General features: G+C 46.8%; 11 protein-coding genes and 2 pseudogenes. 3 read left to right on the top strand and 10 right to left on the bottom strand.

Annotation, left to right across the window (positions count from 1 at the left end; translation table 11 throughout):
- Positions 1–94: 94 nt before the first annotated feature.
- The 8 genes from H6F63_RS18080 to H6F63_RS18115 all read right to left on the bottom strand — a co-directional run bounded on the left by H6F63_RS18080 (position 95) and on the right by H6F63_RS18115 (position 9077).
- Entirely contained in the window at positions 95–865 is a 771-nt protein-coding gene (locus H6F63_RS18080) for a restriction endonuclease (RefSeq protein ID WP_190638917.1), read from the bottom strand.
- A gap of 53 nt (positions 866–918) precedes the next feature.
- Positions 919–4050, bottom strand: coding sequence for an HsdR family type I site-specific deoxyribonuclease (locus H6F63_RS18085; RefSeq protein WP_190638918.1), 3132 nt, complete (start codon positions 4048–4050; stop codon positions 919–921).
- Positions 4047–5276, bottom strand: coding sequence for a restriction endonuclease subunit S (locus H6F63_RS18090; RefSeq protein ID WP_190638919.1), 1230 nt, complete (start codon positions 5274–5276; stop codon positions 4047–4049). Before H6F63_RS18090 ends, H6F63_RS18085 begins: the two co-directional genes overlap by 4 nt.
- Before the next feature lie 75 nt (positions 5277–5351).
- Positions 5352–6515, bottom strand: a complete 1164-nt coding sequence (locus H6F63_RS18095; protein WP_347276808.1) for a DUF4351 domain-containing protein — start codon at positions 6513–6515, stop codon at positions 5352–5354.
- A complete protein-coding gene (locus H6F63_RS18100; protein WP_190638920.1) occupies positions 6508–7137 on the bottom strand; it encodes a type I restriction endonuclease in 630 nt (209 codons plus the stop codon). The genes H6F63_RS18095 and H6F63_RS18100 overlap by 8 nt, the downstream gene beginning before the upstream one ends.
- A 20-nt stretch (positions 7138–7157) precedes the next feature.
- A complete protein-coding gene (locus H6F63_RS18105) occupies positions 7158–8645 on the bottom strand; it encodes a type I restriction-modification system subunit M (RefSeq protein WP_190638927.1) in 1488 nt (495 codons plus the stop codon).
- A gap of 82 nt (positions 8646–8727) precedes the next feature.
- A complete protein-coding gene (locus H6F63_RS18110) occupies positions 8728–8904 on the bottom strand; it encodes a hypothetical protein (protein WP_190638921.1) in 177 nt (58 codons plus the stop codon).
- A gap of 20 nt (positions 8905–8924) precedes the next feature.
- Entirely contained in the window at positions 8925–9077 is a 153-nt protein-coding gene (locus H6F63_RS18115; protein ID WP_190638922.1) for a hypothetical protein, read from the bottom strand.
- A gap of 1335 nt (positions 9078–10412) precedes the next feature.
- Here H6F63_RS18115 and H6F63_RS18120 point away from each other — a divergent pair.
- The 3 genes and pseudogenes from H6F63_RS18120 (at position 10413) to H6F63_RS18130 (ending at position 15034) form a co-directional block, all read left to right on the top strand.
- Positions 10413–13817, top strand: coding sequence for a plasmid replication protein, CyRepA1 family (locus H6F63_RS18120; protein ID WP_190638923.1), 3405 nt, complete (start codon positions 10413–10415; stop codon positions 13815–13817).
- A gap of 249 nt (positions 13818–14066) precedes the next feature.
- A pseudogene (locus H6F63_RS18125) lies at positions 14067–14207 on the top strand (transposase domain-containing protein); the annotation flags it as partial.
- Between the two features lie 116 nt (positions 14208–14323).
- Positions 14324–15034 carry an alpha/beta hydrolase gene (locus H6F63_RS18130; protein WP_199298126.1) on the top strand — a complete coding sequence of 237 codons (711 nt, stop codon included), beginning with the start codon at positions 14324–14326 and terminating at the stop codon, positions 15032–15034.
- Positions 15035–15769: 735 nt separating this feature from the next.
- Here H6F63_RS18130 and H6F63_RS18135 read toward each other — a convergent pair.
- Positions 15770–16555 (bottom strand): hypothetical protein, encoded by a 786-nt coding sequence (locus H6F63_RS18135; RefSeq protein ID WP_190638925.1) that lies wholly within the window; start codon positions 16553–16555, stop codon positions 15770–15772.
- 147 nt (positions 16556–16702) lie between these two features.
- Positions 16703–16857: pseudogene (locus H6F63_RS18140) on the bottom strand (IS630 family transposase); the annotation flags it as partial.

Below are 16857 nucleotides of genomic sequence, written 5' to 3' on the forward strand. Positions count from 1 at the left end.
TAGAGTATTTATTACATCGGCTTTTAAATGAAGGAGAGCTGGTTATTAAGTGGGGACGAAAGCTCAAAAACAAAGGTAATGCTTTTATCACAATTTAAATGCACAACAGCTTACCTAAGAAGTCATCGTAATAGAATACCTGCTTACAGTCGCAACGCTTTATTGCCTTGATTTCCGATATGTCCTCACGTATCCGATAGACACTATAGCTACACTTATCTACATAATGTGCAAGAAGCACCTCTGCTAGCGTTGTCTTTCCAATTCCAGGTAAGCCAGCAATGACACAAAATTTATGCTGTTCAAGAATTGTCAGTGCACGGTTATAACTACCATTTTGGACATATCGACGGACTTTATTCCGTGCTTTATCGAGAGTTGAGTCAGAATCGTTCAATACGCCAGCGTTTAACATTCGCGTCAATACAGCCTCACTAGTCAACCACAGCTTAAAATTTTGTTGCTCAATATGGGGATGTCTAGTTAGCAGATTGTTTATATCATCACGCCCATAAATGTCGGCTGTAAAACGGCAATATGGATGAAGAACCTGTAGAATCTCATCCTTATTTAAGGGTGTTAAACCAACAGAGGTCGTGAGAATGTAACGCAGTTGCTTGCGGGATTGAATCTTATCCTTCTCCTTAGAGAGTACACGTAGTAAAGGACGGTACCCGGAGTTAGCATAATGCTTGCACTGTACAACAATTTCCTCAGAAGTCCCATTGCTCCATCGAGCATCGATACCCTTATCCGGACCTGCTGTAAAGGTCTCAAGACGTATGCTAAGTTCGGCTTGGAGAAGGTCGCGTGAAAGAATTTCAAATTCTCGGCTAGACAGTGTTGTGAAATTATATTCAGCCATATAGCGTTCCTCTATTAGACGTGGTGTAGGTCTTCACGTCTTAAATACATTGCTCAACCTTTGATGTAATGTTTAAGAGCATATTCATCTATTTTACTGGGAATTTCCTTCCAGTCTTTCAGCCCTAACTTAAAGACAAATACCCGAACTTGTTGGCGTAGTCCTTTGCGTAATTGTTCCTTTAAATGCCAACCAGGAGGGACAGTTTCATCACTGGAATAGAGTTCGTCGATTACTTGTGCTGCTTTCTCTAGGGGATTAAGCCCATTGTCAGAGTCAGCAGAATTTGAATTACTCTGAGTGCTGCTTTCTTGACCCTGTTTTTCTGGCAGAAAGGCTTCTAGAATCTTGAGAATTCCGTAAGCCTTTTGATTCAAGTTAGACTGCTGGTGTGCTGACTCAGCCGCTTGCATATTGCGGACAATTTGTGCATAGCGCTTGAGAGTTTCGGCGGATTCGATTTGACCCTGTTCAAACTGACGCAGTACTTCTAATACTTGGTCAGAAAATGACCCGTAGAAAAGAGGATTTTCCTCTTCTTTTTGCTCCATTATTTTGCGGAGTTCAGCGCTTTTACGAACTGCCGCGATTTGGATTTCTGGGTCTTCTCTATCGCTATTAAAATCTTTCCAAAAATCCGGGTCTGTGATATCGTGCAGCTTGCATAATGTGGTGATACCCGTGACGCTGAGGTGTTCGTCCAGCATTTCCCGGATTTTGGCGCTGACATCGCGGGAGAGTGTGGATTCTCGTTTCTCAAAGGTTAGGGTTCCCAAGGGGATGAACCCGGCAACCCATTTCAAGTCATCTCTGTATTTGAGAATTTCGGGGTCGGGACTGAGGGCATCGTAAGCTTTGATAAAGTCTTTGGCTAGGCGGTGGAAAGCGTACCAGTTATCCTCAGTGCCTAAATGCTGGATGAGGGTGTCGTATTCCTCGCGGAGGTTTCCGGTGTTGCGGGGGATGGGTTTGAGGCATTTCATCACCTCGGCGTGGGTGGTTCTTAGCTGGTTGCGTTCCTCCTCCAAGTCTTTCATAGCGTTTTTCACGTCCGCTTCCCGATAGGTTGCTAGCGCTTCAGTGAGGTTTTTGGTAACGCCGATGTAGTCTATGATTAGCCCGAATTCTTTGTGAGAACCATAGACACGGTTGGTACGGGCGATCGCTTGCAATAAGTTATGTTCTTTTAAGGGGCTGTCCAAGTACATGACACTTTCGCGAGGCGCGTCAAACCCAGTTAGCAGCTTGTTGCAGACGATGAGAAACTGCACCGGGGGTACTTCGCCGCGCTGGACTTTCGCTTCGTATTCGGCATCGTCTCCGGTAAATTTGCGAATGGCAGCAACTTCGCCGTTTTTATCCAGGGCGTATTTTTTCAGGTCTTGGCGGAGTTTATCGATATACTTATCTTCGCTGGGTTTGCCGTCTTCTTGGTTGGAGGAATAAACGGGAACTGCCATTGCATCTGCCCAAGTGTCCGCTTCCTTTTGAGAAAATCCCTGTTTTTTGAGGAACTTGGCAATGATTTGATTTAATGCCCGTTTGTAGAGGATAATCGCTTCTCGGTCAATGGCGACAATTTGAGCTTTAAACCCTTCTGGTGCAGCATGGAGGGAGAAGTGCGTCCAAATGTCGTATGCCAGCAGTTCGATACGTTCGCGGTGTTTGACTAAATCTTCAACCTTGACACCTCGCGCTTTTATCTTGTTAACGACTGCTTCCGGTTCCTTGGCAAACCAATTGTCAAACAGGATGTTGAGTTTTTTCTCATCCACCTGCCATTCCGCTTTGCGACTGGTGTAGCGGATGGGAACGGTAGCACCATCGATAACGGCGTCATCTATACTGTAGCGATCCAGATAGTCTTCGCCAGAGAGACTGAAGTTTTCGTAGGTATCTTTGTCCGTGGTTTGAATGGGGGTGCCAGTGAAGCCGATGAAGCAGGCGTGAGGTAGAGTTTTTTCGAGAAATGCCCCCAAGTCTTTCTCTTGGGTGCGGTGGCATTCGTCTACTAAAATAATCCAGTTGTGGCTGTTGGCGGCTTCTGTTGCTGACCCTTCAAATTTAAAAATGGTGGAGAGTAAGGTTAACCCCACAGGATTGCTATGAATAGCTTTTCCCAAGTCTGACATGGACTCGATACGAGTGGGGTTGGGGAGTCCGCAAGCTTGGAAGGTTTTGCTAATTTGGTCGTCTAAGTCGATGCGATCCGTGAGAACTAGGATATTGGGGTTCTCTAGGGTGGGGGAATTGATGGTGCGGTGGGTTTTGAGTTTGAGGGTGGCAAATACCATTGTCAGGCTTTTGCCAGACCCTTGGGTATGCCAGATGAGTCCCTTGCGATATTTGCGTCCTGGTCGTTTGGGTTCGGGTTTGAGGGGGGCGAGGACTCGGTCTACAATCTTGTTGACGGCGCGAAATTGCTGGTAGCGACAGATTTTTTTGGTGACTTTCTGTTCCCGTTTCTCGAAGACGATGAAGTGTGCCAGGATATCCAGCAGTCGGGTGGGTTCTAGCAGGCACCAGAGTTGTTTTTCTAAGGCATTGTTAAAGGTTATTTCTGCCGTTTCTCCCTCGTCTTTCCAGGCTCCCCAGTAGGCAGAGGGTGCGCCTGTTGCGCCGTAGAGGACGTTTGCGCCATCGGTAATGATGTTGAAGAGGTTGGAGTAGAACAGGCGGGGAATATCGCGTTCGTATTGTTTAATTTGCTCGAACGCTTCTCCGGTTTTGTCTTTGGCGATAAAGGGTTTTTTGGCTTCTAGAACGACGAGGGGAATGCCGTTGATGAAGATGACTATATCCGGTTTGCGGGGGTTTTGGGCTTTGACGTAAAACTGGTTGGTGATGGTGAAAGTGTTGTTTTTGGGTTCCAGGAAGTCAATCAGGCGGATGGTTTTTTTGGTGGTTTCGCCGGGAACGTTGCGGCTATAGTCACCTCGTAGCAGGTTTGTCCATTGCTCGTTGTCAGTGACAATGAGCATATCTTGGTAGGTGGCACGGGCGACTTCTTCCGGGACGTTGTTGATGCGTTGAATGGCTGTAATGAAAATGTCGCGGAGGATGACTTGGTTGAGGGTATCTCTAGCGGGTTGGTTTTGTTGGGGCGGTAGCCAGGTGTAGCCGAGTTTAATTAAGGTGTCGATGCAGGGTTTTTCAACGAGGGTGTATTCTGTGGCTTGGGTCATGGTGTTCCTCCGACACGGACGTGACCAGTTAGGAGGTCTTGCATTAAACCGCGTTTTATTTCATGTAAGTGATGTAATTGAGCCTCTGAGGTTTTTATCTGTTCAGTAATACTGTCAGCAATAGCCACAATTTCTTTTTGTTCATCTTCGGGTATTACAGGAACAAAAAATCGGCGAATATCCTTTAAGTTTATGCGTTGGAATGTGGAGCCAGCAGAAAGCTTGTCAATTTGAAGTTTGATAATACGCGAGTTCAAGAGGTAAAAAAGTAATCTGCCAATGAGGATTTTTCCTACAATAATGCATACGTCTTGACCCACGGTAAATGGTTCATTAGTCTCGACAATTGCAGCGACTCCAAATGTCGCATTTCTGCTGTAGATGATATCTCCTACAGATGGACAGTGATTCTCAATTAAATCTTCATAATCTTGTTTAGTCGTCCGAAGACATCCTGATAAATCAAGAGCGCCTTCCTTAATGTCTCTTGGTCGTACAACAGGAAAGCCCGACTCTACGTATTCTGGAGTCCGATGCTTACAATCAATAACTCTTGCAACTTTAGCTAGTTCATCTACTTCCCAACTCTCAGGAATTTCCCCGATCGCACTCTCTTTAAACCTAGTATGACCGATGCCGCGAGTGAGGAGTTGCTGGAGTAGTCCCTGCTTGACTTTGCGGGTTTGCTCGATGACTGCCTGAGTGGATGCGATCGCTTCATCCACACTGCTCAAAATTGCCGCAATTTTCTTTTGTTCAGGAAGAGGAGGAAGAGCAACTTTAATCTTCAACACATCCGAACCAGGCAAATTTGCAACGGTTCCCTTTCTGATGAATTGCCCAACTTGTTTTTGAGCAATCCTCGTGTGCATGAAATACTTAATAAAAGTCGGTAGTACTGTTTGATTCAGTCTGTACCTGACAGCATAAGCACTGGGGATATATGCAATATCTTGTTCCTCAAAAATTGCAGAAAGACCGCAATCGGCTGTAGTAATAATAACTAAATCACCTGTTTTAAGCTTATGTTGCTCAATAATTTCAGAGTCTAAATGTGCGCTTGGAACCTGTTTATAAAGAATTTCTCCTGTTTCCGTAACATCGGTATTTCTAATGGTTTTAACAGTTCCATCAACATGGTAATCTTTAGCACTAAACCTTGGACCATAGCTATGAGAGGAGGTCAAATCGCCGATAGTTACAAGCTTCCATCCTTCAGGAACCATACCCAAGCTTCTCCAAGAAAACCAACATCTTTGCCTCTACTGCATCCCGTTGAATTATCGACTCCTTCAAAGCAATCAACCCTGCTCTCCCCTTTCCACATTTCTCAACCAATCCGTTAAATTCTCCACATCCTCAAAATCTAACAACGCCTCACTCAACTCTTCCAACTGCGCCACCTCCAACCCCCTCACTTGTGCCTCAACCTCCTCCTCAAGTTCCCCAACCTTACGGTGAAGCTGACGCAAGATAACCGAGATTAACCCACGCTCTTCGTGACTATCCAACCATTGGGTTAAATCATGAATACCTGTAAAATCTAACAGCGCTTCACTCAACGCTTCTAATTGACTATCCGGTAACTCCCGAACTTTCGCCTCAACTTTTGGGTTAAGTTCCCCAATCTTACGCTTGAGTTGACGCATTACGATATAGACTTCTCCCTCGCGTCTCCCTTGCTCAATCCCCGTCCGCATCCAACTGGTAACAATCTGCATAACCCGCTCCTGTTCCTCTGGCTCAATCCTACCAAGTTCCTCCTGAAACGCTTGCTCCTCCGACTCTGTAAGGGTTAGATAGGTATCCACAAAACCCGAAATCAACTGCATCCTCGCCGAGTCTAACCGCAACGTCACCAACAACCGCAAACATTCCGCCTTCACCTTCGGACGGTCTGACGGCGCAATCTGCATCTTTGCCATCAGCGCACTCGCCACCGGATTCGCCTGACCCAAATAGTCGCGCCAATTGAGACGATTCAGTTGAATCACGCGATAGTTAAATTCCAGTACCCGAAAATCGGGAAACTCAACCCGAAACTGATTCGCGGCGGCAACTTTCGGTTGGTCATAAGAAAACACAACAACTGGATAAATCGGCAAGTCATACTTCTCCGACAAGCGAGCAAAATAGCGAAACATTCGCTTACCAAAATTCGCTTGCGCTTTGGCTTGATTCTCCACATGAATCAAGAAACAAGACAACTCACCCCGAAACTGCGCCTGCACGAGCAAATCCGTTTCATAACGCTCTCCCGCCGTCACATCAGTAAACACTTCCTTATCCAGAAACGTCACCGAGTCCGGTTCCAAATAAGCCATGACATCCGGCAGAAATAGCTCGATAAACTCCACAAAAAAAGTAGACAGGAGTTCTTTGAATAAGCGATCGTGGTCAATCATCACCCATATCCCAGCTCCTGCAAAAACTGTTACATCCTCAGCTTTATCCGGCTCAACCATTTACCTGTACACTATTGATTGATTCAGGCTTAACCATGCTAATTAAAATACCCATAATTTTCTCAGGACTAATAATATAATAATCATTCAAATCAATATAAATAGTATCCTTATTCAACTTTAAAAACTTCCATTGATTACCATTCGTCACCACACCAAATATACTCTCAAATTCCTTGCTTTCCCGTTCATTAAATATTTTCGCCGCAATCATCTCTGCCATACACTGAGCATAGCCACTCTTGATGTTGTCATTCTTTGCCTCCACAATTGCAACCACTGGAGACTTAATAAAAGACTGCTGCCGACTTCGACTAATCAGAAAATCACAGAACCCATTTAACCCCCTGGTACTGTCCACATTAAACTTCACCCCAGAAAATAAACTGATTTGATTGTTTAACATCCTCCTCAACTCAATCAAAATCGGAGCGAGAATCATTTCCGATTTCGCTTTTTCTGTACTAATGGCTACAGCCAAAGGAATATTATTGTGCAGGTATCTTAAAAAGAACTCGTCTAATTGCACTTCCTGAATATCTGCAAATAGCTCGACATTTTCCTCAATTTCTAGCCCAAAATCAGAGCTAATTTGTTCCAGATTAAATTCTTCATAAGACATAATAGTTCATTCCCGCATCCTTACTCATACCCCAACTCTTTCAAAAAATCCAGCATTTTACTCTCTGCCTTATCCCGCTTCTCCAACAATTCCTTTAAAACCATCACCTCCGCCGCCACATCAATCTGCTCTTCCTCTTCAGCCGTTTGCACATAACGGGCAATATTGAGATTAAAATCATTCTTTTTAATCTCCTCTAACTCCACCACCCGCGAAAACCGTTCTTCATCTTCAAACGCTACAAACGCCTTAGCCAACCGCTCAACATTATCTTTAGAGAGAGTATTCTGGTTTTTCCCCTCCACCATCTCCTCGGCACCATTAACAAACAGCACCTTCCCCCGTCGTGCTGCTTCTTTCTCTTTATTAATAATCAACACGCAAGCTGGAATACCCGTGCCATAAAATAGATTCGGTGCTAACCCAATCACTGCCTCAATCAAATCGTCTTGCAGCATTCCCTCACGAATTTTCGCCTCAGCACCACCCCGAAACAAAATCCCGTGCGGTAACACCACCCCCAACTTTCCAGTTGTGTTTAAACTGGCAATCATGTGCTGCACAAATGCCAAATCCCCATAAGATTTTGGCGGACAACCATAAGTATCCCGGCTAAATTTATCCCCGTTTTTCCAAGTCTCATCCCCCCAATTCTTCAAAGAAAACGGTGGATTTGCCAGCACTCGGTCAAAGGTCTTTAATGCCTTACTCCCCTCCGCAACTAAATGCTTTGGTTCCCGTAACGTATCCCCCCGCACAACAAAGGCATCATCAATATCGTGGAGAAACAAATTCATCTGACAAATTGCCCAAGTGTTGAGGTTCATCTCTTGACCATACAACTGCAACGACTTGGGATTTTTCCCCTGACGCTTGAGATGATTCACCATCTCCAGTAACATACCGCCAGAGCCACAGGTGGGGTCATAGATAGTCATCCCCTCCTCTGGTTGCAAACACTCGACAATCAAGCGAGTCACCATCTTCGGCGTATAAAACTCGCCCCCCTTCTTCCCCGCATCATCGGCAAATTTAGCAATCAGATACTCGTAAGCCGCCCCCAGAATATCCGCCTCGACATCGCAATTCCGCAGGCGATGCTGGCTAAAATGCTGCAACAATAGCTCTAACGTGGCATCCGGGAAGCGATGCTTATTGTTAAAGTCCACATCCTGAAACACCCCCCGCAAACGGGTATTGGCATCTTCAATCGCCCGGAAAGCAATATTAAGCCGTTCGCCAATATTGGTAGAATGCGATCGCACTTCATCCCAAAACGCCCCTGGTGGGATGTGAAAGCGGTGTTCCTCCGGGTCAGCCGCTAATTCTTCATCCTTATAGAGTTTGAGCCGTTCCTCATATTCCTCCTGCCACACATCGCACAGGCGCTTGAAGAACAGCAGCCCAAAAATGTAGTGCTTGAAGTCGCCTGAGTCAATCTTCCCCCGCAAAATGTCCGCCGCATCCCAGAGGTTCTTTTCTAGCTGCTGCTGGGTCATTTTGCCCACATAGGTCAGGGGTAGGGTAGCAGAAGTAGCGGTTTCAGTGTTCAACACTTTTCGACTCACTCTTGACGATTTCTCCAAAACTTCAGGCACGTAACTTTAGGGGCAATAGTTTTTTATAACCCAAGAGCGTGTCAGCATTGCCAATCTTCCCGGCATGAATTCCCCAGATGACCCTTTTGCGATCGCAGTGATACACTGGACGCAACGTTTCACGCGCTACTCCCTTAGTGTTCCCAGTAATCAAAGCGTAAATCACCATCAATCATTTTTGCTTCTGAATTAGCTTTTAGCTGGTTGATAGGTTACGAGGATGAAACGCAGGTCTTCAATGATAGGAATGATACAAGTTTCTAATTGCCCCTTGGTGTTGGCTTTTCTAATTAGCAGGTAGGGATACACTGGACGCTTCGTGTCGTAAACGTCTTGAGCCAAAAGGGTAGGATTGTAAGCTTCATTGATTCTGCAAGCACCGTCACAGGGGGACGGCAAATAAGCAGCGAAGCGATCGGAGTGTGTCTGGGGAGCTATTATTTGAGGAGTTGTTGAGTAGGTTCAACTCCTGGGCTAGGTCGTAGCCAGGACTGTTGAAGGGAGAGTAGTCAACACTACCGGGAATTTTTCAACTGTAAATACTCCATGAGCGCGGTATACCGCGCTCATTGATCTCCCTTGATCTCCCTGTAGTTTGTTGCTCTTTAGACAATGCACGAGTCGTCTTACAACTTGCTTTGGCAACGCGATCGCTCAGAGTTTAATAACCTAGAGTCAGCACTACCGGGAATTTTTCAACTGTAAATACTCCATGAGCGCGGTATACCGCGCTCAGCTGAACTCTCGGTAGTTTAGTTAGCTCCTTAGACAATGCACGAATCGTCTTACAACTTGCTTTGCCAACGCGATCGCCTAGAGCTAATAGCATTGATTACTGGACTACCAAAGACCTTAATCTAAATGAGTTAAGGCGGTTACAATCTGCCGAGGAGAGGTTGGGCGATTGAGGAATAGCGTTGGGAATCTCGGACAGTGCTGTGGGACTGAACGCGCTCAGGTAGGTTTTACACACGCCAGAGCGCAACCATATCGGCTTAGCCATTTGTACCTTCCTCCACTAGGAATTGCATTGGTTCGCGACTGGCATCAGTTGATACAAGCCCAAGCTGGCGCTGGTTCGGGATGCAGCCCGTGCTGATCTAGATGCGACTCGTCTCATTCTCAAGCCAACTGCATAAGTCTTGGAATTTATTAAATTTTACTTATTTGTGACTCTGACAAGTAATCTTAAAGGTTTTGCATGATCATTACAGGTTTTTTATGGTCTGATGGATTAAGACCTCAAAAACCGATGGTAGTCATGAACCAAACCAGATTCACTTCCAACTCTACCCAGACCCAAAAAAGAAAAAGTTTGGTAGTCTTCGCTGTATAAGTTCTCGGAAGCAGTGTTAGCCATCGCCTAGGCCTTGTCAGCCTAAACAAGCATTAGCCTCAAAAAACCAAAGCCAAAAAACTGCGTGAGTTCTTCGTAGCAGCAGTGAGAATACCAAACGAATTGAAATAACTTATCTCCAGGCTAACAGGCTTCCACCACGAATAAAAGCAGCGGCGACTACCTCGTTAAACAAAGAGGTAGCCTCCCATGTTCAAAACCCCTGTAGCCAGAAGCGTTTCAGTCCGCTCCATCCTCGGAAAATTTTTTCAGTCATCTGCATCCTTTTTTAAGAGCCTCACCCAGCAATCCACTTCAATATTGCTGGTGGGAGGTGCGTCATGAGTAATTTCCTACCCCTCAAAGGAAATTGCCCGGTCTGCAACGGTACTCGTAAAGATTGCCGCCAAAGTAAATCGACCGGATTAGTCCATTGCCTTAATAGCGTTGCTAACCCGTCGAATTACTTATTTCGAGGTACAGATAAACTAGGCTTCGGGATGTGGGCCCAAAAATCAGAAGTCGAAGCCGCATCCCAACAGCAGCGAGAAGAATGGCGACAGCAGCGCAAAAGAGAAAAACAGCAGCGGTTAGACGCAGAACGCGCTCAAAGATCCCAACTACTAAGCGAACCAGACCGTGACCGAGAAATTAGGAAATTACTCGCTCAACTGGAACTCTGGCCACGCCACCGAGAAGACCTACGCCAGCGAGGGCTAAGCGACGAACAGATTCAAGCTGGAATGTTTCGTAGCGTGGCGCAGTGGCAGAAGTTAGAAACACCCGTGAGTCCTCGCCTCGCAGGGGTCAACATCGACGGGCGAAGCCTTAACAACTACGATTCGGGATATTTATGCCCAATTTGGAATCCATACCGACAAATCATTGGTTGGCAACTGCGCCTAGATAATGCCGACAATGGCAAATATCGCTGGCCCACCAGTACCAGTAAGAAACGCCCTAACGGGCCGACTGCTCACCTAACCAATGGTGAACTACCCTTGACCGTGGCTCGTCCATCTGGCGAAACACAAAACAAGGGGCTTCTTCTGGCTGAAGGGATTCTCAAACCCCAGATTATCGCCCAGTTGTCGGGTCAAGTTACCATTGGCGCAGCTGGAGGAAACTTTGCGTCTTCACCCCTAACCCTTAAAGCATTCCTTGGACAAGTAGAGCCGGAGATACTAGCGGGAGAGCCTGTCGTTCTATGCCCGGACGCGGGGGCAATCCTCAACAAGAATGTAATGCGCCAATATCAGAGAACTTATGACCTGCTAAAACAATTGGGTCATGAGATGAGCGTCCTTTGGTGGCATCAAACCAGTAAGGATGACCTTGACCTTGATGAGATGCTAGCCGCGGGTCGGGGCAATGAGATTGAGGAAATTAGCTGGGAGCAATTCAAAGCGATAACTCTTTGGCATCGGCAATGGACTAAGCGACAAGAGCGATCGCTAACTTACACCGCCGATGTGGTTCTGGATACACCCGACCTCAGTACCATTGGCTTACAGGTTCCCGACTCTGGAATTATTGCTATTAAGTCAGCTAAAGGTAGTGGCAAAACCAAGTTAATTTCCCAACTAACAGCTCACTCCGAATCCCTGCTTAGCTTGACCCACCGGATTTTCCTTGGTCGGTCACTTTCCCAGAGATTGGGATACACCTGGCGGACTGACGCAGATAAAGGCGCTGGATATTACCTGGATTCAGACGGACAACCTACTTGGCGCTTAGGGTCTTGTGTTGAGTCACTACTTGCTATCAATCCAGAAAAGTTTGTCGGATGCGATTTAGTAATTGATGAAGTTTGCCAAGTGGTAAGAAACATCCTTACCAGTTCCACTTGCAACCGAGACGGAATGCGTCCGGCACTATTAGCCCGGTTGCATTGGCTGATTAAAGTAGCCAAGCGGCTCATCCTTGACGATGCCGATCTGGATGATTCCACTCTAAATTACATCCGGGCATTGCGAGGTGAAGATACCCCGGTTTACCTGGTTCGTAACGATTACAAGAGCGCTGGCTACCCTTGCACGCTTTACAATTCTCACGACCATGCGGCAATTATCGATCATGCGGTGTCAAGCGCTCAACTAGGTAAGCGACTTTTCATTGGCACTGATTCTAAAAACGCCAGCGAGGTTATGGCAGAACTAGCGGTTGCTGGTGTAAAGCCAGATCGCATCCTGGTTGTTAATGGCGATACTTCTGGAGAGCAACAGCAGCGGGAATACATCAGCCAAATTAATCATCGGATTAGTGATTACGATGTCATAATCGCCACTGGCAGTCTGGCAACAGGCGTGAGTTTTGAGCTGGAGTGGTTTGACGAAGTTATTGGGGTTTTCTACGGAGTCGTGCCAGATAGCGATGTTGCCCAAGCTTTAGCGCGAGTGCGTGTCCCTATTCCCCGTACCATCTGGATCGCCAAGCGAGGCAAGAATTTTAATAAAGTTAGCAAATCTGAATACCCATCTGTGGTTAAACAGACGCTCAAAACCGGCTGGGAACAGGAAGTAACATTGATTCGCTCCAGTCTCAATCCCGACTTAGTACCTGATGTAAATGCCCCTGTTGATTGGGATAACTGCCCTCACAAGAATCTGTGGGCGCAGACAGTAGCAGACAACAACTTCTCAATGTGGAACTTGCGCGACTGCGTAATTGCTCGGCTCAAGCACGAAGGGAATCAAGTTCAGGTAATTTCCGTTGACACCGAAAAAGACTTCAGGAAGCTAGTCAAAGAGACTAAGCAAAAGATAAAAACAAACCATTGTCATCAGGTTTCTAATGCCACCGTTCTTTCTCCAGAAGAACAAGAGTCTTTGCAATCTAAGGAGGGATTGAGCACAGAGGAGCGATTGAATCTAGAAAAAACTGCGATCTCTAACTTTACTTGTAGTTCGGAAGTTTCTCCACAATTGGTCGCCGCATACCCAGAGCTAGTAGCAGCGATTCCCCGATATGAGGATTTACGGCACAACCTAGCGATAGAGCGAGATGAGAAAGCGATCGCTCGTCAGGTGAAGTGGAAGCAAGGGTTGTTCATTCCCGATTTACCAACCAGAGAACAGGAGCGATTGCTCAGAGAACGCTTGGGGCTGATTAAGTGGATTGACAAATTGCGGCAAGGCGAAACTTTAAGTAATGAAGACTTAGAACCGCTAGGAGAATTAGTTAGGAACTGTTACCGCCAGGTGAATGAGGTCTTGAGGCTGGGATTCTCCTGTGAGTCTAAGAACTGGTCAAATGTTCGTATCTTCAACGCGCTTGTTAAACAACTAGGGATACCCACTGTAACCAAGCGAGTCGGTAAGGAGACAAAGATTACTAGCACAAGTCTCGACTTGAGGCGATGGAGGCTGGTTGAGGGGATTCTGGAACGCCGGGAAGCGAAACGTCAGCAGAAAACAGAATCTATGGTAATGGAGGAGAAACAATTCCAGGTAGACAATGGCAGCTATATAAATAAACAGGTTCCATTGTCTACCTCGCCTAATGCCCCCCCTGCCCAGATTGAGGCGCTCCCCGCACTCAGCCAGGAAGACATAGCCGGACTTGCAGAGTTCTTAATGAGAGCGGATACTCCAGAGGTAGTAATGGATGTATTCGGTATGATCCAATGGGTTTGCAAGGAGACGAAGCAAGCTAAAGAGGTGATTCAGGCGGCTAAAAAGGCAATTTGGGCATTGATTCCCCGTGAGAAGAGGGCACAGCTTTGGGAAATGGCAGCAACAGGTTAAGGAGTGCGATCGCTTAATAGTTTTGATTTGCTGGGCGCGTCAGCCCTCAATAAATTGCCGTGTGTCAATTTAGCTTTGATACAGTTTCTAACGCCTTCCAAGAGGCGTTAAGGGCTCAATACGGTTCAGTTAAGCCTCAAAGCCATATTAACTAGAGAGTATTACCAACAATGGTAATAAAATATATTGCATCTCAAAGAATTCTCACTTGTGTCTCCCAAGATACAAGCTACTGAGATATTCAAAGCAATAGAGACAGCCATCCCAACACAGGCAATCGAACAAGCGATCGCTAAAACTGAAGTCGAAGAAGAACGCTATCGGTCGTTATCAGCACAACTGTTAGTTTGTCTAATAATAGCAATGAGTTTGTGGTCTAGAGACTCAATGTGAGATGTACTAAAGAACCTGGTTGATTGACTTTTAGACGCATTGCTAAAATTATTTGAATCTAAGTTGACAACACCGCCCAGAGATCCGCGCGGGAGCAAGGAGATAAGACGAAGATGGTGGAGATCCTATTCGTGCACGGCGCACTCGTCCGGGATGGCGCATGGTGGTGGCAGCGGGTCGCCGAGCGAATCCATGAGCGAACTGGCACGGTGAGCCGAGCGGTCGAGCTGCCGTCCTGCGGCGAGGGCACCATGTCCGGCACCGCCGATCTGCTCGAAGACGCTCGGGCGCTGCGCGGCGCACTCGATAACGTGGACGAGGCCGTCGTCGTCGGGCACTCCTACGGCGGCACGGTCATCGCGGAGGGTGCCGACCACCCTGCCACTCGCCACCTGGTGTACATCACCTCGTACCTGCCGGACGTGGGGCAGTCGCAGGCCGACATCATGAGCGGAGAGCAGGACCGAGTCGGGGTTGCGCTGGGCGACGACGGTACAGTCCGCATCGCCGGCTACACCGCCTCGTCATTCGGCGACCGCTTCTGGCAGGACCTGACAGACGAGGAGACCCGAGCCGAGGCGTGGGATCGTCTCACCGCGCAATCGGTAGGCGCCTTCGGGACGCCGACGACCCGAGCGGCGTGGCGGGGCAGACCCTCGACGTACCTCGTCTGCACGGAGGACCGCAGCACCTCCCTCGCCCTCCAGCGCTTCCACGCCAGCCGGGCCACCCGCTCAATCGACCTTGCCGCCGGGCACCACCCGTTTCTGTCCCGCCCCGACCTCGTGGCCGAAGAGCTTATCCGAGTGCTACGTACCGATTGACGGCACGACGATGATCGGCGAACCAGCAACCGGAGCCTCTGATAGCAAAGGCTGTGACCCGCCACCCGACCCGTTACTCCTGCCGTCACCATTGACAACGACTTAACTGCGGCAGAGGTGGTGGGAGCGCCGGAGATAATATAAATTTGTGAGACTGAAGAAGCGGCGGCGACCTGTAAAGTTTTGAAAAAATTTTTGTCCCAAGTAAAACGGTGGGTTTGGCTGGGCTTATCGGTGGAAGAGCGATCGCTCTATATCGAAGCTGATAGGCTTACGGAGTGCTGCCGTTAGGGAAACAATTAGCAGTAGCAGAAGTGGAAGAGCTACATGGCTGTGGAGGTCTTAGAGGAAGTACAATTCGCGATCGCGCTCTTTGTTGTTGCCACCTCGCTTCCCCGGTGCAAGAGATTTTTCCCGTTTCCGCTAAAGATAGCCGATTTCCCTATTCGCGATCGCGCTCTACTACGATCAATAGATCGACAACTTTTGTAAGTTGACAAATTATCAGGGTTCCAGCCAACATTTCTAGGGCTTGCGCGCTTGCCAAAGAGCCCTAGGAATGTCAAATAACATAAACGGTTACCTACTTCTTAAATCAAGTTGAGTAAAGCTATAAAAAAAAAGTCAATAAACCCAAACTTAGCTTTTATTGCTTGATAACCAGTAGTAGTCTGCTTGCAATTTGTCTTAGATTTGGCAGCAAGAGAACTCTTCACCTGCTGCCAAATCTAAGATTCATAAAAGCTCCATGAAAAGATTCCGTCTCTCCTGAACTGTCAACTTTGAGGCCAATGCTTTGATTTGAGCAATGAGAGCAGCTTTACCCTCAAGAGTTTCTGACTTCCACCATTCTTTAGCATCAACTGTTTTTTCCCCAGGATGCATCTCGTTATAATCCCTATCTCCAATCTCCTCAGAATTACCTAAAACTTTATGAAAAGCCTTCCGCTTTGCTGGATTCCCATACCTACGCTCATGGGTAATTGCAATATTTCTAAAGAAGTGAGGGTTTGTTCTCCGCGGTTCAATATCCTTAAACAGCGGATGTTCAACCTTTTTCAAGAATGATGTTGCTGTATAAACAACGCGCGTTACTGTAGTGACTAAGTCACTTGCTTCTAATTGTTTGCCATAGGTTTCTAGTTGGCTGTTTCCACAAGATATAAAAAATAGCTTGCTTTGAAAATTACTTCTTGCCTGCTCCAATGTTTGAAAATTGTATCGAGCTGACTGCATGAGCTTTTCTACTTTCTCAGCCTTTTCATTCTGACCCACTTGTATTGCTTGCTGATGTTGTTGTTCTAAATTTGCTAAGTATTCATTTAGCTCTTCCGTATTTTTGTATGCTCGACGGGCTACAAGACCTAACCAACTGTCCAAGTCAGTCGTTGCCGCCTGAATCTTAGGTCTCCAAATAGTTAGCCACTCATCAATATCAGCTACAACCTCTGGAGCCAATATATCTGAAAGGATAAAGTCTCGTTCATCACCTGTTTTGTTATCTTCTGGTTCTAGAACCATGCGATAGCCGTTAGGAGTGCGAAAGAGAGTGCGTTCGAGTTCAAGCTCTCTAATCTCGCGTTGCCGGACTGGGCAATAAGTTAAGATGGCCACAAGCAAATAACGCTGCCAGGAGCGGAGAATTGATAAGCTGCGTAGCAGCTAAATTTAATAAACAGCATTACCTTTGTTTTTAATTTTTCGTTCCCATTTAATAATAAGTCCTCCTTCATTTAGTAATTTATTTAACAACTCTTCTAGTTGTTCTGCTGACTCAAATAGTCTATGAGCTATATATTCTTTAGCTGAATGCCAAACAAGTT

Source organism: Trichocoleus sp. FACHB-40, assembly GCF_014695915.1.
GTDB lineage: Bacteria > Cyanobacteriota > Cyanobacteriia > Cyanobacteriales > FACHB-T130 > Funiculus > Funiculus sociatus.

Coding starts and splice junctions, on each gene's coding strand:
- H6F63_RS18100 (WP_190638920.1), bottom strand. CDS start 7,137: ATGTCTTATGAAGAATTTAATCTGGAACAAATTAGCTCTGATTTTGGG.
- H6F63_RS18085 (WP_190638918.1), bottom strand. CDS start 4,050: ATGACCCAAGCCACAGAATACACCCTCGTTGAAAAACCCTGCATCGAC.
- H6F63_RS18095 (WP_347276808.1), bottom strand. CDS start 6,515: ATGGTTGAGCCGGATAAAGCTGAGGATGTAACAGTTTTTGCAGGAGCT.
- H6F63_RS18120 (WP_190638923.1), top strand. CDS start 10,413: ATGAGTAATTTCCTACCCCTCAAAGGAAATTGCCCGGTCTGCAACGGT.
- H6F63_RS18135 (WP_190638925.1), bottom strand. CDS start 16,555: ATGGTTCTAGAACCAGAAGATAACAAAACAGGTGATGAACGAGACTTT.
- H6F63_RS18080 (WP_190638917.1), bottom strand. CDS start 865: ATGGCTGAATATAATTTCACAACACTGTCTAGCCGAGAATTTGAAATT.
- H6F63_RS18130 (WP_199298126.1), top strand. CDS start 14,324: ATGGTGGAGATCCTATTCGTGCACGGCGCACTCGTCCGGGATGGCGCA.
- H6F63_RS18110 (WP_190638921.1), bottom strand. CDS start 8,904: ATGGTGATTTACGCTTTGATTACTGGGAACACTAAGGGAGTAGCGCGT.
- H6F63_RS18090 (WP_190638919.1), bottom strand. CDS start 5,276: ATGGTTCCTGAAGGATGGAAGCTTGTAACTATCGGCGATTTGACCTCC.